At 61.2% G+C, this 21,770-nt stretch carries 18 protein-coding genes and 1 riboswitch; of the genes, 10 read left to right on the top strand and 8 right to left on the bottom strand.

Going from position 1 to position 21,770, the window contains the following annotated elements:
• Window positions 1–63 precede the first annotated feature (63 nt).
• The 3 genes from hutU to ACOI6Z_RS09365 all read left to right on the top strand — a co-directional run bounded on the left by hutU (window position 64) and on the right by ACOI6Z_RS09365 (window position 4,765).
• On the top strand, window positions 64–1,752 hold the full coding sequence (hutU, locus tag ACOI6Z_RS09375) for a urocanate hydratase (protein ID WP_023288908.1): 1,689 nt from the start codon (window positions 64–66) through the stop codon (window positions 1,750–1,752).
• Window positions 1,749–3,284 carry a histidine ammonia-lyase gene (gene hutH / locus ACOI6Z_RS09370; RefSeq protein ID WP_032455192.1) on the top strand — a complete coding sequence of 512 codons (1,536 nt, stop codon included), beginning with the start codon at window positions 1,749–1,751 and terminating at the stop codon, window positions 3,282–3,284. The genes hutU and hutH overlap by 4 nt, the downstream gene beginning before the upstream one ends.
• 98 nt (window positions 3,285–3,382) lie before the next feature.
• On the top strand, window positions 3,383–4,765 hold the full coding sequence (locus ACOI6Z_RS09365; protein ID WP_023288910.1) for an amino acid permease: 1,383 nt from the start codon (window positions 3,383–3,385) through the stop codon (window positions 4,763–4,765).
• 1,378 nt (window positions 4,766–6,143) lie between these two features.
• Here the strand turns inward: ACOI6Z_RS09365 and ACOI6Z_RS09360 are convergent.
• The gene (locus ACOI6Z_RS09360) at window positions 6,144–6,620 is read right to left on the bottom strand and encodes a kinase inhibitor (RefSeq protein WP_002895575.1); all 477 of its coding nucleotides are present in this window, start codon (window positions 6,618–6,620) and stop codon (window positions 6,144–6,146) included.
• 70 nt (window positions 6,621–6,690) lie between these two features.
• Window positions 6,691–7,980 (bottom strand): adenosylmethionine--8-amino-7-oxononanoate transaminase, encoded by a 1,290-nt coding sequence (gene bioA / locus ACOI6Z_RS09355; protein ID WP_065812215.1) that lies wholly within the window; start codon window positions 7,978–7,980, stop codon window positions 6,691–6,693.
• Window positions 7,981–8,192: 212 nt separating this feature from the next.
• Here bioA and bioB point away from each other — a divergent pair, with 212 nt between their 5' ends.
• The 4 genes from bioB to bioD are packed head-to-tail and all read left to right on the top strand — an operon-like array spanning window position 8,193 to window position 11,841.
• The gene (bioB, locus tag ACOI6Z_RS09350) at window positions 8,193–9,233 is read left to right on the top strand and encodes a biotin synthase BioB (protein ID WP_049014538.1); all 1,041 of its coding nucleotides are present in this window, start codon (window positions 8,193–8,195) and stop codon (window positions 9,231–9,233) included.
• Window positions 9,230–10,387, top strand: coding sequence for an 8-amino-7-oxononanoate synthase (bioF, locus tag ACOI6Z_RS09345; RefSeq protein WP_065812183.1), 1,158 nt, complete (start codon window positions 9,230–9,232; stop codon window positions 10,385–10,387). Before bioB ends, bioF begins: the two co-directional genes overlap by 4 nt.
• Window positions 10,371–11,126: a malonyl-ACP O-methyltransferase BioC gene (gene bioC / locus ACOI6Z_RS09340; protein WP_420687228.1), complete on the top strand. Its 756-nt coding sequence runs from the start codon at window positions 10,371–10,373 to the stop codon at window positions 11,124–11,126. Before bioF ends, bioC begins: the two co-directional genes overlap by 17 nt.
• The gene (bioD, locus tag ACOI6Z_RS09335; protein ID WP_065812182.1) at window positions 11,119–11,841 is read left to right on the top strand and encodes a dethiobiotin synthase; all 723 of its coding nucleotides are present in this window, start codon (window positions 11,119–11,121) and stop codon (window positions 11,839–11,841) included. Before bioC ends, bioD begins: the two co-directional genes overlap by 8 nt.
• Here bioD and ACOI6Z_RS09330 read toward each other — a convergent pair.
• Both ACOI6Z_RS09330 and ACOI6Z_RS09325 read right to left on the bottom strand, forming a co-directional pair.
• Window positions 11,783–12,505: an ABC transporter ATP-binding protein gene (locus ACOI6Z_RS09330; RefSeq protein WP_017900923.1), complete on the bottom strand. Its 723-nt coding sequence runs from the start codon at window positions 12,503–12,505 to the stop codon at window positions 11,783–11,785. The two genes, bioD and ACOI6Z_RS09330, sit on opposite strands and share 59 nt — an antisense overlap.
• An 86-nt stretch (window positions 12,506–12,591) precedes the next feature.
• Window positions 12,592–12,804, bottom strand: coding sequence for a hypothetical protein (locus ACOI6Z_RS09325; RefSeq protein ID WP_044521787.1), 213 nt, complete (start codon window positions 12,802–12,804; stop codon window positions 12,592–12,594).
• A 410-nt stretch (window positions 12,805–13,214) separates the two neighbouring features.
• Here ACOI6Z_RS09325 and uvrB point away from each other — a divergent pair, with 410 nt between their 5' ends.
• On the top strand, window positions 13,215–15,236 hold the full coding sequence (uvrB, locus tag ACOI6Z_RS09320; RefSeq protein WP_004886127.1) for an excinuclease ABC subunit UvrB: 2,022 nt from the start codon (window positions 13,215–13,217) through the stop codon (window positions 15,234–15,236).
• Between the two features lie 252 nt (window positions 15,237–15,488).
• Here the strand turns inward: uvrB and pmrB are convergent, their stop codons facing one another.
• The 4 genes from pmrB to yvcK all read right to left on the bottom strand — a co-directional run bounded on the left by pmrB (window position 15,489) and on the right by yvcK (window position 19,910).
• A complete protein-coding gene (gene pmrB / locus ACOI6Z_RS09315) occupies window positions 15,489–16,586 on the bottom strand; it encodes a two-component system sensor histidine kinase PmrB (protein ID WP_023288917.1) in 1,098 nt (365 codons plus the stop codon).
• 3 nt (window positions 16,587–16,589) lie between these two features.
• Window positions 16,590–17,261 carry a two-component system response regulator PmrA gene (gene pmrA / locus ACOI6Z_RS09310; protein WP_023288918.1) on the bottom strand — a complete coding sequence of 224 codons (672 nt, stop codon included), beginning with the start codon at window positions 17,259–17,261 and terminating at the stop codon, window positions 16,590–16,592.
• Window positions 17,261–18,901: a phosphoethanolamine transferase EptA gene (gene eptA / locus ACOI6Z_RS09305; RefSeq protein ID WP_050532957.1), complete on the bottom strand. Its 1,641-nt coding sequence runs from the start codon at window positions 18,899–18,901 to the stop codon at window positions 17,261–17,263. The genes pmrA and eptA overlap by 1 nt, the downstream gene beginning before the upstream one ends.
• A gap of 103 nt (window positions 18,902–19,004) precedes the next feature.
• Window positions 19,005–19,910 carry a uridine diphosphate-N-acetylglucosamine-binding protein YvcK gene (gene yvcK / locus ACOI6Z_RS09300; protein ID WP_023288920.1) on the bottom strand — a complete coding sequence of 302 codons (906 nt, stop codon included), beginning with the start codon at window positions 19,908–19,910 and terminating at the stop codon, window positions 19,005–19,007.
• 208 nt (window positions 19,911–20,118) lie between these two features.
• Window positions 20,119–20,257: riboswitch (molybdenum cofactor riboswitch) on the top strand.
• On the opposite strand from yvcK, the gene moaA reads away from it, so the two are divergent.
• Window positions 20,245–21,234: a GTP 3',8-cyclase MoaA gene (gene moaA, locus ACOI6Z_RS09295; RefSeq protein ID WP_065812180.1), complete on the top strand. Its 990-nt coding sequence runs from the start codon at window positions 20,245–20,247 to the stop codon at window positions 21,232–21,234. Its footprint overlaps the riboswitch before it by 13 nt.
• 23 nt (window positions 21,235–21,257) lie before the next feature.
• A complete protein-coding gene (gene moaB / locus ACOI6Z_RS09290) occupies window positions 21,258–21,770 on the top strand; it encodes a molybdenum cofactor biosynthesis protein B (protein WP_023288921.1) in 513 nt (170 codons plus the stop codon).

The raw sequence follows: 21,770 nt of genomic DNA, 5'->3' as shown, positions 1-21,770 counted from the left end.
CATGCTTGTATAGACAAGTATATGTATCTACGTAAACAACGTTCATTGTCAGGAGAAACCCCGATGTCGCAAAGCAAATATCGCCAGCTGGACGTCCGTGCGCCAAGAGGCACGACGCTGACCGCGAAGAGCTGGTTGACCGAAGCCCCGCTGCGTATGTTAATGAATAACCTCGATCCCGATGTCGCCGAAAACCCGCACGAACTGGTGGTCTATGGCGGTATTGGTCGCGCAGCGCGCAACTGGGAATGCTATGACGCTATCGTGAAGGCGCTGAAGAACCTGGAAAGCGACGAGACCCTGCTGGTCCAGTCCGGCAAGCCAGTGGGCGTTTTCAAAACCCATGAACACTCGCCGCGCGTGCTGATCGCTAACTCCAACCTGGTTCCGCACTGGGCGACCTGGGAACACTTTAACGAGCTGGATGCCAAAGGGCTGGCGATGTACGGCCAGATGACCGCCGGCAGCTGGATCTACATTGGCAGCCAGGGCATCGTCCAGGGCACCTACGAAACCTTCGTCGAAGCCGGTCGCCAGCACTATCAGGGCAGCCTGAAAGGCCGCTGGGTGCTAACCGCCGGGCTGGGCGGCATGGGCGGCGCGCAGCCGCTGGCCGCGACGCTGGCCGGCGCCTGCTCGCTGAATATTGAATGCCAGCAGAGCCGCATCGATTTCCGTCTGCGCACCCGCTACGTGGACGAACAGGCCACTTCTCTGGATGACGCCCTGGCGCGTATCAAGAAATACACCGCCGAAGGCCGGGCTATCTCCATCGCGCTGTGCGGCAACGCCGCGGAGATCGTGCCGGAGCTGGTGAAACGCGGCGTGCGCCCGGATATGGTCACCGACCAGACCAGCGCCCACGACCCGCTGCACGGCTATCTGCCGAAAGGCTGGAGCTGGGAAGCGTATCAACAGAAAGCCGAATCCGATCCGCAGGGCACCATTCTGGCGGCGAAACGCTCGATGGCCGACCACGTGCAGGCGATGCTGGCCTTCCATGAGATGGGGGTGCCGACTTTCGACTACGGTAACAACATTCGCCAGATGGCTCAGGAAGTGGGCGTCAGCAACGCCTTCGATTTCCCGGGCTTCGTGCCGGCCTATATCCGCCCGCTGTTCTGCCGCGGTATCGGTCCGTTCCGCTGGGTGGCGCTCTCCGGCGATCCGCAGGATATCTACAAGACTGACGCGAAAGTGAAAGAGATCATCAAGGATGATAAGCATCTGCACCATTGGCTGGATATGGCGCGCGAGCGCATCAGCTTCCAGGGACTGCCGGCGCGTATCTGCTGGGTCGGTCTGGAATGGCGGCAGAAGCTGGGCCTGGCGTTTAACGAAATGGTGCGCAGCGGCGAAGTCTCCGCACCGATCGTGATTGGCCGCGATCATCTTGACTCCGGCTCCGTCGCCAGCCCGAACCGCGAAACCGAAGCGATGCGCGACGGCTCTGACGCGGTCTCTGACTGGCCGCTGCTGAATGCGCTGCTCAACACCGCCAGCGGCGCGACCTGGGTGTCGCTGCACCACGGCGGCGGGGTAGGCATGGGCTTCTCGCAACACTCCGGGATGGTTATCGTCTGCGATGGCACCGATGAAGCGGCAGCGCGTATCGCCCGCGTCCTGCACAACGACCCGGCCACCGGCGTGATGCGTCATGCCGACGCGGGGTACGAGATTGCCATTGAATGCGCGGCAGAACAGGGTCTGAATCTTCCGATGGTGGCGGCAACGCAGGGGAACGCGAAATGAAATCTTTAACTCTGATCCCGGGTCAACTCAGCCTGTCGCAGCTCCGCGACATCTACAGCCACCCGGTGAATATTGCCCTCGACAGCGGCGCGTTTGCCGCCATTGACGAGAGCGTGGCCTGCGTCAACGCTATCCTTGCCGAAGGGCGGACCGCCTACGGCATCAACACCGGTTTTGGCCTGCTGGCGCAGACCCGTATCTCGACGGAAGATCTGGAGAACCTGCAGCGTTCGCTGGTGCTGTCCCATGCGGCGGGCGTAGGCGAGCCGCTGGACGATGACCTGGCGCGCCTGATTATGGTGCTGAAGATTAACAGTCTGTCCCGCGGATTCTCCGGGATCCGCCTGAGCGTGATCCAGGCGCTGATTGGCCTGGTGAATGCCGGCGTGACGCCGTGGATCCCGGCGAAAGGCTCCGTCGGCGCCTCCGGCGACCTCGCGCCGCTGGCCCATATGTCGCTGACCCTGCTTGGCGAAGGTAAAGCGCGGGTACGCGGCGGCGACTGGCTGCCGGCCACCGAAGCGCTGCGTCAGGCGGGGCTGGAGCCGATTACCCTGGCGGCGAAAGAGGGGCTGGCGCTGCTCAACGGCACCCAGGCGTCGACCGCTTTTGCCCTGCGCGGTCTGTTCGAAGCCGAAGATTTGTTCGCCTCTGCGGTCGTCTGCGGGGCGTTAACCACCGAAGCGGCGCTGGGCTCTCGTCGTCCGTTTGATGCGCGCATCCATGAAGTGCGCGGCCAGCGCGGGCAGATTGACGCGGCGGCGCTGTATCGCCATCTGCTGACCGACGACAGCGCGATCTCGCTGTCGCACCATAACTGCAGCAAGGTGCAGGACCCGTACTCCCTGCGCTGTCAGCCGCAGGTGATGGGCGCCTGCCTGACCCAGATCCGCCAGGCGGCTGAGGTGCTGCTGGCCGAAGCCAACGCGGTGTCCGATAACCCGCTGGTCTTCGCCGCCGAGAATGACGTGATCTCCGGCGGTAACTTCCACGCCGAGCCGGTGGCGATGGCGGCGGATAATATCGCGCTGGCGATTGCCGAAATCGGCTCGCTCTCCGAGCGTCGCATCGCGTTGATGATGGACAGCCATATGTCGCAGCTGCCGCCGTTCCTCGTCAAAAACGGCGGGGTGAACTCCGGGTTTATGATTGCCCAGGTCACGGCGGCGGCGCTGGCCAGTGAAAACAAAGCGCTGTCGCACCCGCACAGCGTCGACAGCCTGCCGACCTCCGCCAACCAGGAAGATCACGTCTCGATGGCGCCGGCGGCCGGTCGCCGCCTGTGGGCGATGGCCGAGAACACCCGCGGCGTACTGGCCGTCGAGTGGCTGGCGGCGGCGCAGGGGCTGGATATGCGCGAAGGGCTGACCACCAGCCCGCTGCTGGAAGAGGCGCGCCATCTGCTGCGCGAACGCGTCCCTCACTATACGCAGGATCGCTACTTCGCCCCGGATATCGATAATGCCATTGCGCTTCTGGCGGCCCGTCACCTGACGCGTCTGCTGCCTGCCGTACTGCCAGGCCTGCACTAATCACCGTTGTTCTCTGTACCCGCGTCGGGGGAAATCATTCCCCCGACCGCCCTACATCGCATATTTGTCGTCAAATAAAAAAACCAGGACACCTGTATATGCAACAACAACACAAGCCACATCTGCTGCGCGGGCTCAATGCCCGACACATTCGATTTATTGCGCTCGGCTCCGCGATCGGCACCGGGCTGTTCTATGGCTCGGCTTCCGCCATCAAGGCGGCGGGCCCGGCGGTGCTGCTGGCCTATTTGATTGGCGGCGCGGCGGTGTTTATCGTCATGCGCGCGCTGGGCGAGATGGCGGTGCGCAACCCGGTTTCCGGCTCCTTCGGCAGCTATGCCCGCCAGTATCTCGGCCCGCTGGCCGGGTTTATTACCGGCTGGACCTACACTTTTGAAATGGTAATCGTCGCCCTGGCCGACGTGACCGCCTTCGGCATCTATATGGGATTGTGGTATCCCGATGTCCCGCGCTGGATCTGGATCCTCAGCATCATCTTCTTTATCGGCGCCATGAACCTGTGCAACGTGCGGGTGTTCGGCGAGATGGAGTTCTGGCTGTCGCTGGTGAAGGTGGTGGCGATTATCGCCATGATGCTGGCGGGGGCGGGGATCATCTTCTTTGGCTTCGGCCATAGCTTCCCGGCCACCGGGCTGGAAAATCTCTGGAGCCACGGCGGCTTTGCCCCTAACGGCTGGCAGGGCGTTATCGCTTCGCTTGGCATCGTGATGTTCGCCTTCGGCGGGGTGGAGATTATCGGCGTCACCGCCGCGGAAGCGAAGGATCCGAAGAAGGTCATCCCGCAGGCCATCAATACCATTCCGCTGCGCATTATCCTGTTCTACGTCTGCACCCTGGCGGTGCTGATGGCGATTTTCCCGTGGAACAGCTTTGGCGAGCAGGGGAGTCCGTTTGTGCTGATTTTCGACGGTCTGGGGATCCCGGCGGCGGCGACAATCCTTAACATCATCGTGATCAGCGCCAGCATCTCGGCGATTAACAGCGATATCTTCGGCGCCGGACGCATGATGTACGGCATGTCGAAGGAGGGGCTGGCGCCGAAAAGCTTCCAGCGCATCGCCAGCAACGGCGTACCCTGGATGACGGTGGTGGTCATGGGCGGCGCGCTGCTGGCGGCGGTGGTGCTGAACTATCTGATCCCCGAGCAGGTATTTGTGCTGATTGCTTCGCTGGCGGCATTCGCCACGGTGTGGGTATGGCTGATGATCCTGCTCTCCCATTTCGCCATGCGCCGTAGTTTGTCTGCCGAAGAGCGCAGCCAGATTGCCTTCCCCGTTCCGTTCTGGCCGGTGGCGCCGCTGTTAACGCTGCTGTTTATGGGGCTGGTCATCGCTGTGCTGGGGATGTTTGCCGAGACGCGGATGGCGCTGATCGCCGGCCTGGTCTGGCTCGGGCTGCTGACGGTGGTGTGGTACGCGCGGGTGCGTAAAACCGCGCTGCAGGTTGTCACTGAGCAGTAAATCAGATCTCCCCGGCGGCGCGGCGCTTGCCGGGGCGACGAGGTGTAGGCCTGTGAGAGGACCCCGTAGGCCGGGTAAGGCGCAGCCGCCACCCGGCAAAATCACCATGCAACAGGGTTGCCTGGAAGGTAATCAATACTTTCCCGGCGGCGCGGCGCTTGCCGGGTCTGCGAGGTGTTGGCCTGGGAGAGGACCCTGTAGGCCGGGTCAGGCGCAGCCGCCACCCGGCACAAAATCGGCTCTGTGCCTGCTGTCATCGCCCGGTGGCGCTGCGCTTACCGGGCCTACGAGGTATGAGCCTGTGAGAGGGAACTGTAGGCCGGGTAAGGCGCAGCCGCCACCCGGCAAAATAACGGCACAACCGGAAATGTCTTGTTCGCACTGCGCCTGGCAGGGCTACAACTTCTATGTCAATTCCGGGCAGATTGCGCTCCCGGTTAATTTTCTGCGTTATGTCTCTTACGGTGGAGGGAGCGCACAGGGGGCGGCCAGTCGCCGCCGCCCCCTGTACCCCCGGGCTCCGGCCAGCAAAATCGCCGCTACGCGGTACCTTCGACTTATCCCTGCAGGCTTCGGGTCGGGCCGAGGCAGCGTCCGTGCAAAACACGGCCCTCAGCCCGCATCCATGCGGGCTGCCCCGGCCTTCCGGGAACGTCTCAGCGATTTTGAGGCCGTCAGCACCGGCAGTTTCAGCAACAATGGTGAATAAATTAACGACAGGTCGCACGAACCCCAGGCCGGGTCAGGCGCAGCCGCCACCCGGCAAAATAACGGTACAACCGAAAATGTCCTTGTTCGCACTGCGCCTGGCAGGGCTACAACTTCTATGTTAATTCCGGGCAGATTGCGCTCCCGGCTAATCGTCTGCGTTATGTCAATCATGGCGCAGGGAGCGCACAGGGGGCGGCCAGTCGCCGCCGCCCCCTGTACCCCCGGGCTCCGGCCAGCAAAATCGCCGCTGCGCGGTCCCTTCGACTTATCCCTGCAGGCTTCGGGTCGGGCCGAGGCAGCGTCCGTGCAAAACACGGCCCTCAGCCCGCATCCATGCGGGCTGCCCCGGCCTTCCGGGAACGTCTCAGCGATTTTGAGGCCGCCAGCACAGGCAGTTTCAGCAAGGCTGGTGAATAAATGAACGACAGGTTGCACGAACCCCAGACCGGGTCAGGCGCAGCCGCCACCCGGCAAAATAACCATGCAACAGGGTTGCCTGGAAGGTAATCAATACTTTCCCGGCGGCGCGGCGCTTGCCAGGCCTACAGCTACGTGTATTTATTTGATATGTAAGTGTTATCTGGTAAAGATGAGTGTAGCGCCACCTGAAAAACACATGGCGCCGCAGGTAGCCCGGATAAGGCGCAAGCCGCTATCCGGGGGAAGATTAACTGAACAGGGCGGTGATGGAGGCGCTGGCGAGGGAATGGAAATGGACGTTAAAGCCGACCATTGCGCCGCTGGCCTCGGCATCCACTTCAATTTTCTCGACGTCCAGGGCGTGGACGGTAAAGATATAGCGGTGGGTTTCGCCCTTCGGCGGCGCTGCGCCGCCGTATCCCGCCTTGCCAAAATCGGTGCGGGTCTGAACGGCCTCTTCCGGCAGCTCCGCCTGGCCGGAACCGGCCCCCTGCGGCAGGACGCGCGTATCCGCAGGCAGGTTAGCCACCACCCAGTGCCACCAGCCGGAGCCGGTCGGCGCATCCGGATCGTAGCAGGTCACCACAAAGCTTTTGGTTCCTGCGGGCACATCATCCCACATCAGATGCGGCGAAATATTGTCGCCATCGTAGCCCATGCCGTTGAAGACGTGACGATTAGGCAGCTTACCGCCGTCCTGGAGATCGTGACTGATCAGTTTCATGCTTCATCCTCATTGATAATGCGCTGATTAACCAGGAAGTGTAGCCTGCACCACGACGCAATTCCGCTATTTATTCGCTAAAAAATGTTTCGTCCTGCACCGCCAGGTTAACGGCGCGGGTCAGGCGGGACAGCTGTTCAGGCGTGATGATATACGGCGGCATCAGGTAGATCAGGCGGCCAAACGGTCGGATCCACACCCCCTGCTCGACGAAAAAGCGCTGCAGGGCAGCCATATTGACCGGGCGACAGGTTTCAACCACGCCAATAGCGCCCAGCACGCGGACGTCGGCGACCAGGGCGGATCCCCGCGCCGGAGCCAGCTCGGTCTGCAGCTGGGCTTCAATCGCCGCCACCTGCCGCTGCCATTCGCCGCTCTCCAGCAGGCGCAGGCTTTCGCTGGCCACCGCGCAGGCCAGCGGGTTGCCCATAAAGGTTGGGCCGTGCATAAAGCAGCCGGCTTCACCGTTGCTGATGGTTTCCGCCACCTCGCGGGTGGTCAGCGCGGCGGAGAGGGTCATGGTGCCGCCGGTCAGCGCCTTGCCCAGACACAGAATATCGGCGGCGATACCGGCGTGCTCGCAGGCGAACAGCTTGCCGGTGCGGCCAAAGCCGGTGGCAATCTCATCGGCGATCAGCAGTATCCCTTCCCGGTCGCACATTTTACGCACCCGCTTCAGCCACTCCGGATGGTACATCCGCATCCCGCCCGCGCCCTGTACGATCGGTTCGAGGATCACCGCGGCGATGTCGTGACGGTGCGCGGCCATCAGGCGGGCAAAGGGCACCATATCCATTTCATCCCACTCGCCGTCAAAGCGGCTCTGCGGCGCGGGGGCGAACAGGTTATCCGGCAGATAACCCTGCCACAGGCTGTGCATCGAGTTCTGCGGATCGCAGACCGACATCGCGCCGAAGGTATCGCCGTGATAGCCATTGCGGAAGGTCAGGAAACGACGACGCGGTTGGCCTTTCGCCTGCCAGTACTGCAGGGCCATTTTCATCGCCACCTCAACCGCTACCGAACCGGAGTCGGCGAGGAATACGCACTCCAGCGATTGCGGGGTCATTGCCACCAGCTGACGACACAGCGCCACCGCCGAAGGGTGAGTGATCCCGCCGAACATCACGTGCGACATCTGGTCGATTTGCGCTTTCATCGCCGCATTAAGACGCGGGTGATTGTAGCCGTGGATCGCCGCCCACCAGGAGGACATACCGTCAATCAGCTGTTCGCCGCCGGCGAGGGACAGCTCGCAACCGTGGGCGGAAACCACCGGGTAGACCGGCAGGGGGGAAGTCATAGAGGTGTAGGGGTGCCAGATGTGGCGCCGATCGAAGGCGAGATCGTCCAGGGTCATAAGCGACTTGTAAACCATTTTGAAAACATTTAGGTTTACAAGTCTACACTGAACTTACTTACAATGAAACGTACACAAAATATTTCGCGCAGCATCGAGGCGGCAAGTGAGAACATCCCCAGCAGCATAGTTCACTATCTGACAGGGGTGTGCGAGTGCAGCCAACAAAGAGGCTGTGTGAAACAGGTAGTGTACGACCTTTGGAGAGGAAAATGGCTCACCACCCCCGCTGGACAATGTCGCAAGTTACGGAATTATTTAATAAACCGCTGATCGACCTGCTATTCGAAGCGCAGCAAATCCACCGTCAACACTTTGATCCGCGCCAGGTGCAGGTCAGCACCCTGCTGTCGATCAAGACCGGCGCCTGTCCGGAAGATTGTAAATATTGTCCGCAGAGCGCGCGTTATAAAACGGGTCTCGAAACCGAGCGCCTGATGGAGGTCGAGCAGGTTCTGGAGTCCGCCCGTCAGGCAAAAAACGCCGGCTCCACGCGTTTTTGCATGGGAGCGGCGTGGAAAAACCCCAACGATCGCGATATGCCCTATCTGGAGCAGATGGTGAAAGGGGTGAAGGCTCTGGGGCTGGAGTCGTGCATGACGCTCGGCACTCTGACCGACAGCCAGGCGCAGCGCCTGGCCGAGGCGGGCCTCGATTACTACAACCACAACCTTGATACCTCGCCGGAATTTTACGGCAACATCATCACCACCCGCACCTACCAGGAGCGCCTGGATACTCTGGACAAAGTGCGTGACGCCGGGATCAAAGTCTGCTCCGGCGGTATCGTCGGGCTGGGGGAGACCGTGAAAGACCGCGCTGGCCTGCTGCTGCAGTTGGCCAACCTGCCCACGCCGCCGGAAAGCGTGCCCATCAACATGCTGGTAAAAGTCAAAGGTACGCCGCTGGCGGATAACGACGACGTCGACGCTTTCGATTTTATTCGCACTATCGCCATCGCGCGCATCATGATGCCTACCTCTTACGTGCGTCTCTCCGCCGGCCGCGAGCAGATGAACGAGCAGACCCAGGCGATGTGCTTTATGGCCGGGGCGAACTCCATTTTCTACGGCTGCAAGCTGCTGACCACGCCGAACCCGGAAGAGGACAACGATCTGCAGCTGTTCCGCAAGCTGGGGATCAACCCGCAACAGACGGCGGTGCTGGAAGGCGACAATGAGCAGCAGCAGCGTCTGGAGCAGGCCTTACTCACCCCGGACACTGAGGAATATTACAACGCGGCGGCGCTATGACCTGGCAGCAGCGAATCGATCGGGCGCTGGACGAGCGACGGGCGGCGGATGCCCTTCGCCGCCGCCTGCCGGTGACGCACGGCGCCGGGCGCTGGCTGGAGCGGGAAGGGGAGCGCTGGCTTAACTTCTCCAGCAATGACTATCTCGGCCTGAGCCAGCATCCGGCGATTATCGCCGCCTGGCAGCAGGGGGCGGAACGTTATGGCGTCGGTTCCGGCGGCTCGGGACACGTAAGCGGCTATAGCGAGGCCCACCGTGCGCTGGAAGAGGAACTTGCCGACTGGCTGGGCTACCCGCGCGCATTGCTGTTTATCTCCGGCTTTGCCGCCAATCAGGCGCTGATCGCCTCCCTGGCGGATAAAGAGGATCGGATTGTGGCCGACCGCCTGAGCCACGCCTCCCTGCTGGAGGCGGCCAGTCTGAGTCCGGCGCAGCTACGCCGTTTCGGCCACAACGATCCGCAACAGCTCGCTCAACTGTTGGCTAAGCCGCTGGCGGGCGAACAGTTGGCGGTCACCGAAGGCATTTTCAGCATGGACGGCGACAGCGCGCCGCTGGCGGCCATTCACGCCGCGGCGCAGGCCGCCGGGGCGCTATTGCTGGTGGATGATGCCCACGGCGTCGGCGTGGTCGGCGACGAAGGACGCGGGAGCTGCGCCGCGCAGGCGGTGCGCCCTGAGCTGCTGGTGGTTACCTTCGGCAAGGCGTTCGGCGTCAGCGGCGCGGCGGTGCTGTGCGATGACGCGCTGGCCGATTATCTGCTGCAGTTTGCCCGCCATCTGATCTACAGCACCGCGATGCCGCCCGCCCAGGCGGTGGCGCTGAGCGCCGCGCTGCGGGTGATTCGCAGCGATGAAGGCCAGCGCCGCCGCGACACCCTGGCCGCCCGTATCCGTCAGTTCCGCGCGGGGATGGGCGAGACGTCGCTGGGTTTGACCGACTCCGTCAGCGCGATCCAGCCGCTGATCGTCGGCGATAACGGCCGGGCGCTGAGCCTGGCCAGCCGTCTGCGCGACGCGGGCTGCTGGGCAACGGCGATCCGTCCACCGACGGTGCCGGTCGGCAGCGCTCGTCTGCGCCTGACCCTGACCGCCGCCCATCAGGCTGAGGACATTAACCGTTTACTGGAGGTGCTGCATGGCCACGGTGAATAAGCAGGCGGTCGCCGCGGCGTTTGGCCGGGCGGCCAGCGGCTATTCGCAACATGATGAACTGCAGCGGCGCAGCGCGGAACTGCTGCTGCGCCAGCTGGCGCGTCGCGATTTTCCCCGGGTGCTGGATGCCGGCTGCGGCCCAGGCAGCATGAGCCGCCGCTGGCGTGAGGCGGGCAGCGTGGTGACCGCGCTGGATCTCTCCCCCGGGATGCTGGCCCAGGCGCAGCGTAACGACGCCGCCCAGCATTACCTGCTGGGCGACATTGAGGCGCTGCCGCTGCCCGATGCCTGCGTCGATCTGGCGTGGAGCAATCTGGCGGTGCAGTGGTGCGACGATCTGCGCGCAGCCCTTGGCGAGCTGTACCGGGTGGTGCGTCCCGGCGGCAGCGTGGCGTTTAGCAAGCTGCTGGCCGACTCGCTGCCGGAGCTCAATCAGGCGTGGCAGGCCATCGACGACCGGCCGCATGCCAACCGTTTTCTCAGCGAAGCGGCGGTGCGCGAGGCGCTGAGCGGCCTGCGGGCGTCCGGCGAGGTGCATCAGATTAGCCTGCCGTTCGTCGATGCGCTGAGCGCCATGCGATCGCTGAAGGGCATCGGCGCCACCCATTTGCACCAGGGGCGGGCATCGGCCCCGCTTAGCCGCGGCAAACTGCGCGAGCTACAGCTGGCCTGGCCGCAGCGGCAGGGCGTCTGCCCGCTGACGTATTCTCTTTTTACAGGAGTCATTGAGCGTGACTAAACGTTTTTTTGTCACCGGGACCGACACTGAAGTCGGGAAAACCATCGCCAGCAGCGCCCTGCTGCAGGCGGCGAATCAGCTGGGTTTTCACACCGCCGGCTATAAGCCGGTGGCTTCCGACAGCGAGCTTACCGCCGCCGGGCTGCGTAATGAAGACGCGCTGGCGCTGCAGCGTCATAGCCGGGTCGCGCTGCGCTATGAGCAGGTTAACCCGTATACCTTCGCCGAGCCGACCTCACCGCATATCATCAGCGCCGACGAAGGACGGCCGATCGCCGCGGCGAGGCTCTCCAGCGGGCTGCGCGAGTTAGAACGCCTCGCCGACTGGGTGCTGGTGGAAGGGGCCGGCGGCTGGTTTACGCCGCTTTCGGAAACCCTGACCTTCGCCGACTGGGCGCAGGCGGAGCAGCTGCCGGTGATTCTGGTGGTGGGCGTTAAGCTCGGCTGCATCAACCACGCGATGCTTACCGCCCAGGCGGTACGCCAGGCGGGGCTGCCGCTCGCGGGGTGGATCGCCAATGACGTGCTGCCGCCGGGCAAGCGCCACGCCGAGTATCTGGCGACGCTGAAAAACCGGCTGGCCGCGCCGTTCCTCGGTGAAATACCGTGGCTTGCCGATATCGCGCAGCGCGACGATCTCGGCCAGTATCTGGACCTCAGGGCGCTGGATCCGGCGTCATCCACTGCGCCAGCAGCGGTTCGTCCAGCGCCATAATATCGCCTTCGGCGACGTTACGGCCCCGGTGCAAAACACAGAAACGATCCGCCACCCGGCGGATAAAGGGCAGGTGCTGCTCGGCGAGCAGCACCGTCAGGCCGATATCGCGATTCAACCGCAGCAGCAGATCCGCCAGCTTTTGCAGACAGCGCGGCCCTCTGCCGCGCGAGGGTTCATCAAGGATCAGCAGCCGCGGCTGGACAATCAACGCCCTGGCCAGCGCCAGCTGGTACTGATCGTCGTCGCTCAGCGAGGCGCCTTTGCGCTGCCGTAGGGCATAGAGTTCGGGAAAATGTTCATAGATTTCGCCGCCGCTGGCGTTAGCCCCGGGTTTCCCGGCCGCGAGGGCAATATGTAGATTCTCTTCCACGCTGAGCTGGGAGAAGATGCGTTTATCCTGCGGCACATAGCCGATACCGATGGCACTGCGCGACTGGGCCGACAGGGGGGTGAGATCCTGCGGCGGGGCGCCAATGTCATGCCAGGTCATCCGGCCGCTGGCCACCGGCAGGTGCCCGGCAATGCAGTTAACCAGGGTGGTTTTTCCCATGCCCTCGCGTCCCAGTACGCCAATGCACTCCCCCGGGCGTAGTTCAAGATCGACATTCCACAGCGAATGCTGGTTGCCGTAAAAGTGATTTACTGCCTGTAAATTCAACATGGACGTTTTCTCCTTATCCTGGCGTCAGGGCGACAGAAAGATGCTGCAAAACTCTTGCCAGGAAAAAGAACGCTCGGAAAAAAACGCTAAACGCCGATACCATCAGGCACAGCCAGCGCCGGGGCTGCACTTTTCCGGTGCCCGACGCTAAAGGGTGGTGCAAAAAGCAGCAAAAATCGAGCGGCTTTAAGCGGATAGTTATCAAAAATAGTTCGATAAAAATTTTTCGCCGCGCGGTTTAGGCAGCCAGACGATTTGCGCCGGGCGGCGGCGGTCTTGGGCTGCAGACAGTTATCCACTATTCCTGTGGATAACCTTGTGTATTAGAGTTAGAAAACCTGCGGTAAGCTAGAGCGTACGCGGCTTGCGGCTGAATTGGCGCGAAAGGCGTCTTTTCTTTAAAAGCATTAAATATCAGCTTGTTAGATAAAATCAATGGGTGTAAGAAAAGCGTCATCTTCTGCCATAAAACTTTCACCCGTCCGCTTGACAAATGTTAAAAGGTAAAAATTTCTGGGGATAACCCTGACGGCCGGAGGATTATTCCGCCCGGCGCGCGTTTTATATCCCGGTTGCCGGCAAAAAAGGCCAAATCGTGGCGCTATCATAATCACGTACTGTTTAAATATCCAGTATATTTTGTTGGCAAAAAACGGCCCGAGGGGTAGAATTAAACACCGGCCGCTAAATCTTTTTCAGGTTCTGATTGATGAGTAAATCGTTTGTTCTGCATTCCGCCTTTCGCCCCTCCGGAGACCAACCGGAAGCCATCCGCCGCCTGGAAGAGGGGCTGGAGGATGGGCTCGCGCATCAAACGCTGCTGGGGGTCACCGGCTCCGGTAAAACCTTTACCATCGCCAACGTGATTGCCGATCTGCAGCGGCCGACGATGGTGCTGGCGCCAAACAAAACCCTGGCGGCCCAGCTCTACGGCGAGATGAAAGAATTTTTCCCCGAGAATGCCGTCGAGTATTTCGTCTCCTACTACGATTACTACCAGCCGGAAGCCTACGTCCCCAGCTCAGATACCTTCATTGAGAAGGACGCCTCGGTAAACGAACATATCGAGCAGATGCGCCTGTCGGCCACTAAAGCGCTGCTTGAGCGGCGCGATGTGGTGGTGGTGGCCTCGGTCTCGGCTATCTACGGCCTCGGCGACCCGGACCTGTATCTGAAAATGATGTTGCATCTGACGGTGGGGATGCTGATTGACCAGCGGGCGATCCTGCGCCGCCTGGCCGAGCTGCAGTATACCCGCAACGATCAGGCCTTCCAGCGCGGCACCTTCCGCGTGCGCGGCGAGGTGATCGACGTCTTCCCGGCGGAATCCGACGATATCGCCCTGCGCATTGAGCTGTTTGACGAAGAGGTTGAGCGCCTGTCGCTGTTCGACCCGCTTACCGGCCATGTGGAATCGACGGTGCCGCGCTACACCATTTATCCCAAGACGCACTACGTGACGCCGCGGGAACGCATCGTCCAGGCGATGGAAGAGATTAAGCTGGAGCTGGCGGAGCGGCGCAAGGTGCTGCTGGCCAACAACAAGCTGCTGGAAGAGCAGCGCTTAACCCAGCGCACCCAGTTCGATCTCGAAATGATGAACGAGCTGGGCTACTGCTCGGGCATTGAAAACTACTCGCGCTTCCTCTCCGGGCGCGGGCCCGGCGAGCCGCCTCCCACCCTGTTCGACTACCTGCCGGCAGACGGCCTGCTGGTGATCGACGAATCCCACGTCACGGTGCCGCAGATCGGCGGCATGTACCGCGGCGACCGGGCGCGCAAAGAGACGCTGGTGGAGTACGGCTTCCGCCTGCCGTCGGCGCTGGATAACCGGCCGATGAAGTTTGAAGAATTCGAAGCGCTGGCGCCGCAAACCATCTACGTGTCGGCGACCCCCGGCGCCTACGAGCTGGATAAATCCGGCGGCGAGGTGGTGGATCAGGTGGTGCGTCCGACCGGTCTGCTGGACCCGATCATCGAAGTGCGGCCGGTGGCCACCCAGGTCGACGACCTGCTGTCGGAGATCCGCCTGCGCACGGCCATCAACGAGCGCGTGCTGGTCACCACCCTCACCAAGCGGATGGCGGAAGACTTAACCGAGTACCTTGAGGAGCACGGCGAGCGGGTGCGCTATCTGCACTCGGATATCGACACCGTCGAACGTATGGAGATTATCCGCGACCTGCGTCTTGGCGAGTTTGACGTGCTGGTGGGGATCAACCTGCTGCGTGAGGGGCTGGATATGCCGGAGGTGTCGCTGGTGGCGATCCTCGATGCGGACAAAGAGGGCTTCCTGCGCTCCGAACGCTCGCTGATCCAGACCATCGGCCGCGCGGCGCGCAACGTCAACGGCAAGGCTATTCTGTACGGCGATAAGATCACTCCCTCGATGGCGAAAGCCATCGGTGAGACGGAGCGGCGACGGGAGAAGCAGCAGCGCTACAACGAAGAGCATGGCATCGTGCCGCAGGGGCTGAACAAGAAAGTGGTGGATATCCTGCAGCTGGGCCAGAGCCTGGCGAAAACCAAAGCCAAAGGGCGCGGTAAAGCGAAGGCCGTCGAGCCTGCCGGGCTCAGCGGCGTGGATATGACGCCAAAAGCGCTGCAGCAGAAAATCCACGAGCTGGAAGGGCAGATGATGCAGCACGCGCAGAACCTCGAGTTCGAAGAGGCGGCGCAAATTCGCGACCAGCTGCATCAGCTGCGCGAACTGTTTATCGCCGCCTCCTGAGTGTTGGCGCATACCGCCGGACGGGGATAGGCGAGGGGGCAGTGAAGGTACGGCGCTGCGCTGACCGTTCCGCAGCCAGATAACCCACGGCGGAGAAGAAAAAAGGCCGCAAAGCGGCCTTCTTAATGTTTGCTTAATCTCGCCAGGCGACACTATCCTCAACCTGATGAGGATAGTGCCCATGCAAAAAATCAACTTCCGTGAATATCTGGCGGTCGCCACCGCCCTGGTCATTATTGTTGCCTTCTTCCATCAGTGGGTGCTGACGTTCTGACCCGCACGCCGCGGGAATAACACCCACGCGCGGACCCCTGGCCCCGGCTGGCGGTTATGCAAAAAGAACTGGGCGTCATGCAGCTGAGCAATGCGCGTGACGATGCTCAGTCCAAGCCCTATGCCGCCGTAGCGACTGTCCATGCGTACAAAGGCCTTACTGAGTTCGCCGCTTTTCGCCTCATCAATTCCCGGTCCTTCATCTTCCACTGCCATCACCGGCATCAGACCCGCTTTCACCGACACGCGGATCGTCGACCCTTGCGGGCTGTAGCGATGGGCATTCTCCACCAGATTGCGCAGAATGACGCGGATGAGCGTCGCGTCGCCAGAGACGACGGCCTCGCTTTCGACATCCGTCAGCAGCAGCCGTTGCTGGCGCTCGGCCAGCATGGTCTCCAGCTCATCCTGCAGCGGTTTGACCACGTCATCCAGCAGCAGCACCTGCTGATAGCTGCCGGCGGAAAAGGACTGACCGACGCGTGCCAGCTGCAGCAGCTGCGAAATGCTGGTGGTCATCTGGTCGAGGCGCTGGATCAGCGGGTCGACGCCCATGCCATGCACTTTCGCCAGCAGCTCAAGGTGCAGCCGCAGCCCGGCCAGCGGGGTGCGCAGCTCATGCGCCACGTCGGCGGTAAACAGCCGTTCGCGGTCAAGGGTCAGATTGAGGCGGGAAACCAGCTGATTCAGGGCGGTGGTCACCGCCGTCACCTCAGGTACCGATTCGCTGAGCACGATGGGGGTGAGGTTGTCCGGCGTGCGACTCTCCAGCTCGCTTTGCAGACGTGAAAGCGGGCGGGTGATTTTGCGTACCGCCAGCATGCTGATATACAGCGCCAGACCCACGATCAGCAGGCTCGGCACCAGCAGGCTGGCGACCGCTTCCCTTACCTCATGCTCCACATGCTTCTGATTGTTGTGCCCTTCGATGGCGCTGGCCACCAGCAACTGGATCTGCTCTTTGCTCTCATGCCATAGCCAGAAGACGCTGATCAGCTGACAGACCACCAGAATGGCGCCGATGGTCAACAGCAGCCGGTGGCGCATGGTCCAGTTTTCGGTTGCAAACAGAGCCATGGTCTATTCCGTCTCGTTGTGGTTAGCCAGCATATAGCCGAAGCCCCTGACGGTGCGGATCCGCGATTTGCCAATCTTATCGCGCAGGTTGTGGATGTGCACTTCCAGGGTATTGGTCGCTGGCTCATTGTCCCAGCTGTAGATATCGTTGTAGAGGATCTCGCGATGTACCGGGCTGCCGGCTTTCATCATCAGTCGCGATAGCAGGGCATACTCCTTCGGCGTCAGATCCAGCGCCGTCTCACCGAGCCACACCTGGCGACGGGTGACGTTGAGGCGCAGGTCGCCGACGCTGATTTCGTTATCGCCCTGATTATTATGCCGACGGAGCAGGGCGCGAATGCGCGCGTTCAGCTCTTCCAGGGCAAAGGGTTTCACCAGATAGTCATCCGCGCCGGTGTCGAGACCGCTAATGCGATCCTCAAGGGTATCGCGGGCGGTGAGGATCAGCACCGGCTGAGTCATTTTCTCCCGTCGCATGCGGGCGAGAAAATGCAGGCCGTCTTCGTCCGGCAGGCCAAGATCGAGCACGATCAGGCTATAGTGATTGCTGGCCAGCGACAGCGCCGCTTCGTGCGCTGTGGAGACGCCGTCGCACACGTATCCTTCACTTTGCATCGCCAGGATTAACCCCTGCAACAGCAGCGCATCGTCTTCAATGACTAAGATTTTCATCAACCAGCCTCTCTACATGGCGTTAAAATATCATCTGCCGCCTGGTACTCGTGGGTGCTGACGCCGAGCAGGCCGAGCAGGGTGGAGAACAGATTATCCTGCGAGTAATTCTCTTTTTTCGCTCGCTGCTGCAGACACTGCGCGGAAATGCCGTAGCGTTGCTGGTAGTCGGCAGAGAGCCACATCACCATCGGCACGTGTTTCTGCGTATCGGGCGCGATAGAGTACGGCAGACCATGCAAATAGACCCCATCTTCCCCTAACGACTCGCCGTGGTCGGAAAGATAGACCAGGCTGGTAGTGAATTTGTCCTGTTTCGCCTGCAGGAGTTTTATCGCTTTATCCACCACGTGGTCGACGTACAGGATGGTGTTGTCATACGTGTTGGTCAACTGCTCCCGGGTACAGCCCTGGATCTCATTGGTGTCGCAGGTTGGGGTGAATTTTTTGAATTCAGCCGGATAGCGATTGTAGTACGTCGGCCCATGGCTGCCGATGGTATGCAGCACAATAATGCCATCCTGTTGCAGGTTATCGATATAGCTGTCGAGATGATGGAACAGCACGTCATCGTAGCACTCGCCGTCGATGCACTGCCCGGTTAGCTTCAGATCGGTCACGTTCTGATGCGGTACCCGATCGCAGGCCCCCTTGCAGCCGCCATCGTTGTCGTTCCACAACACCTGAATGCCGGCGCGCTGCAGAATATCCAGCACCCCTTCCTGATGATGGGCCAGCTCTTCGTCATAGTGCGCGCGCGGCATGTTGGAGAACATGCACGGCACCGAGACCGCCGTGGCGGTTCCGCAGGAGGTGGTGTGCGGGAAGTAGATCACCCCGTCCTGTTGCATCAGCGGGTTGGTGTCGCGCGGATATCCGCCCAGCGAGAAGTTGTCCGCCCGGGAAGTTTCGCCCAGCACCACAATCGTCAGGTTCTTACGGGGACCGTTATGCATCACCGGTTTCTGTTTGGCATCTTCGCCAATCTTCACCAGCGGCAGGTTGTCCATGCGATGGTGCGCATACCAGGAGTTCACCGCCACAATGCTGTTGGAGGGGCTCAGGGATTTCACCAGCTCCTTGTTGTTGCGAAACAGCGAGGCATAGTCTTTATAAAAGAGGACGGCAATCAGGACGATCAGCAGCGCGGAGGCCACCATATTCACCAGGCGCCAGGCCACGCCGCGCCATAGCGTGGCCGGTTTACGAATTTTAACCCACCAGGCGACCAGCACCGCCAGCACCCCGGAGAGGCCAAGGACAACGATCATTTCGCCGGAGAGCAGGGCAAAGCTCTCCGCTGGGGTGGTGTCGAGGATGTTGGTGATCATGCTGCGGTCGATCACCACGCCGAAGCTCCAGATGAAGTACTGCGCCGATGCGCTGAGCAGAATAAAAAGGCTAATCACCAGCCGGTCAAGCTTGAGAAACGAGGCGAGGGTGGTGAGGATATTCATCACGCTGAATGCCACCAGCGGCATACTCAGAAACACCAGCGCGGTGTGCAGGTTGTTCACCGGCAGCAGCGTATACGCCTGGCGGTAGAAGGCGAGGTTAAGAAAAAGCCCGATATAGACCGCGAAAATAATCAGATAAGTCGTGCGGCTGACGACCGGCCGACGCAGAGGCAATAACGACATAGTACATACCCACAGGAAGAGATAAGGGTATAGTGCCAGCTCTGTTTTAAGACAACCTTAAGATTTTAAGGTGCGCCGAAAACCGAGCCTTCGGCGCGCAGGATCAGCCCGGCAGCTGGAGCGCTTTCTCCAGCGCCCCGCGAAGCAGCGCCCGGTCATGGCGATAGGGCACGTCGCTGGCTTCCAGCGGCGTCTGGATCACCAGCCGGTCGTCGATGCCGCTGATATCGGCTTTTGGGCCGGCGATGACTGCATCCACCACCCGCTTGCCCACGTAGCGCTCCATAATCGCGATGCGCTCCGCCAGCGAGAGCCTCGCGGCCGGGCTGTGCTCTTTGCCGAGGTTATCAATAAACACCATCGGCGCCGGAGTGCGGCGCAGCGCCTGGGCCATCTCGTCAAGCAGCAGGATCGGCAGCAGGCTGGTATAGAAACTGCCCGGGCCGATGAGGATCAGATCGGCTTCGGCGATGGCCTCTACCGCCTCGCGGGTGGCCGGTACCGGCGGGGTGAGCATCAACTCCTGCGGCACGCTATCCAGCTGATCGATATTCACTTCACCGTATACTTCATGGCCTTCATGATCGAGCGCCATTAAATCCACCGGTTGTTCCGACATCGGAATAAGAAAAGCGTCCACTTTGAGCAGGTTTCTGATCAAATTGATCGCTTCTAACGGCCGCACGCTGAGGTGATCCAGCGCCTTTAACATCAGATTTCCCAGGTTATGGCCGGAAAGCTCGCCATTGCCGCTAAAACGGTACTCAAACATCGCCGACGCCACGCTCGGCTCGGCGATTAACTGATTGATGCAGTTGCGCATATCGCCCCAGGCAATGCCGCCTTCCGAGCGGCGGATCCGCCCGGTGGATCCCCCGTTGTCGGTGGTGGTCACAATGCCGGTCAGCCGTGAGCCCAGCGAGGAGAGGGAGGACATCACCCGACCCAGACCATGCCCGCCGCCGAGCGCCACCACCCGATCCAGGTCAGCGAATGTACGATTGCGCATAGAAATTCCTTATTTCACATAAACGGCCACACACTACCCGATCTACCCCTAAAAGACGATGGGAGGAGCCCGACAAACTGACCGATATCAAGGCAAAAAGATGATTTATGGCTATTCTGTAACGAAAATGCACGAAGGTAGCGATATATACAAGAATATATAGCGAAATCGCAAATGGCGAAACCGCCTGGAACGCGCTACTATCGGCATAACCTGTTAACACTCTAGCCTCTTCGCCTGTGTCAAAAGATATGGCGGTTTGGCCGCGACGCCCCCGGTTGTCGCCAGGGCGTGGGAAGAAATGACCGCGTCTCCCGTATTTGGAAAGGTGTATATGGCCTCACAGCTTACCGATGCATTCGCGCGTAAGTTTTATTACCTGCGTCTGTCGATTACCGATGTGTGCAATTTCCGTTGCACCTACTGCCTGCCGGATGGCTACAAGCCCGGCGCCGTCAATAACAACGGCTTTCTCAGCGTAGACGAAGTGCGCCGGGTTACGCGCGCTTTCTCCGCGCTGGGCACTGAAAAAGTTCGCCTCACCGGTGGGGAACCCTCCCTGCGCCGTGACTTCACCGAGATCATCGCCGCCGTGCGTGAAAACCCGGCGATCCGTCAGATTGCCGTCACCACCAACGGTTACCGCCTGGCGCGCGATGTCGAACGCTGGCGCGATGCCGGGCTGACGGCGATCAACGTCAGCGTCGATAGCCTCGACGCCCGCCAGTTCCATGCCATCACGGGCCAGGACAAATTCCACCAGGTGATGGACGGGATTGACGCCGCTTTCGCCGCGGGCTTTGACAAGGTGAAGGTGAATACCGTGCTGATGCGCGATGTTAACCATCACCAGCTTGATACCTTCCTCGCGTGGATCCAGCCGCGTCGAATTCAGCTGCGGTTTATTGAGCTGATGGAAACCGGCGAGGGCAGCGACCTGTTCCGCCGTCACCATCTCTCCGGCATGGTGCTGCGCGACGAGCTGCTGCGCCGCGGCTGGATCCACCAGATCCGCCAGCGCAGCGATGGTCCGGCGCAGGTCTTTTGTCATCCGGACTACGCCGGCGAGATCGGCCTCATCATGCCGTACGAAAAAGACTTCTGCGCCACCTGCAACCGTCTGCGCGTCTCCTCCGTCGGCAAACTGCACCTGTGCCTGTTTGGCGAAGGCGGCATCGACCTGCGCGACCTGATGGCCGATGATCGGCAGCAGGCTGCGCTGGAAGCGCGGATCGCCGAAGCCTTAACCCACAAAAAGCAGACCCATTTCCTGCATCAGGGCAACACCGGCATTACGCAGAACCTGTCCTATATTGGCGGATAATCGTATTCGAAAGGAGCATTCAGATGAGCCAGGCTAGCGCTGAGTTTATTCCGACCCGTATTGCTATTCTTACCGTTTCCAGTCGTCGCGGCGAAGAGGACGACACTTCCGGCCACTGGCTGCGTGAGGCGGCGCAGGAGGCGGGGCACCATGTCGTCGATAAGGCGATAGTCAAAGAGAACCGCTACGCCATCCGCGCCCAGGTATCGGCGTGGATCGCCAGCGATGAGGTGCAGGTGGTGCTGATCACCGGCGGGACCGGATTCACCGAAGGGGACCAGGCGCCGGAAGCGCTGCTGCCGCTGTTTGACCGTGAGGTGGAAGGTTTTGGCGAAGTGTTCCGCATGCTGTCGTTCGAAGAGATCGGCACCTCGACGCTGCAGTCCCGGGCGGTGGCCGGCGTCGCCAACCACACGCTGATCTTCGCCATGCCGGGCTCGACGAAAGCCTGCCGCACCGCGTGGGACAACATTATTGCCCCGCAGCTGGATGCCCGCACCCGTCCTTGTAATTTTATTCCTCACCTGAAGAAATAA

Origin of the sequence: Klebsiella sp. C239 (assembly GCF_048822715.1) — a bacterium.
GTDB lineage: Bacteria > Pseudomonadota > Gammaproteobacteria > Enterobacterales > Enterobacteriaceae > Klebsiella > Klebsiella quasipneumoniae.
Note: the sequence above shows the minus strand (reverse complement) of the source record. Positions and strands in the feature narration are given on the sequence as shown.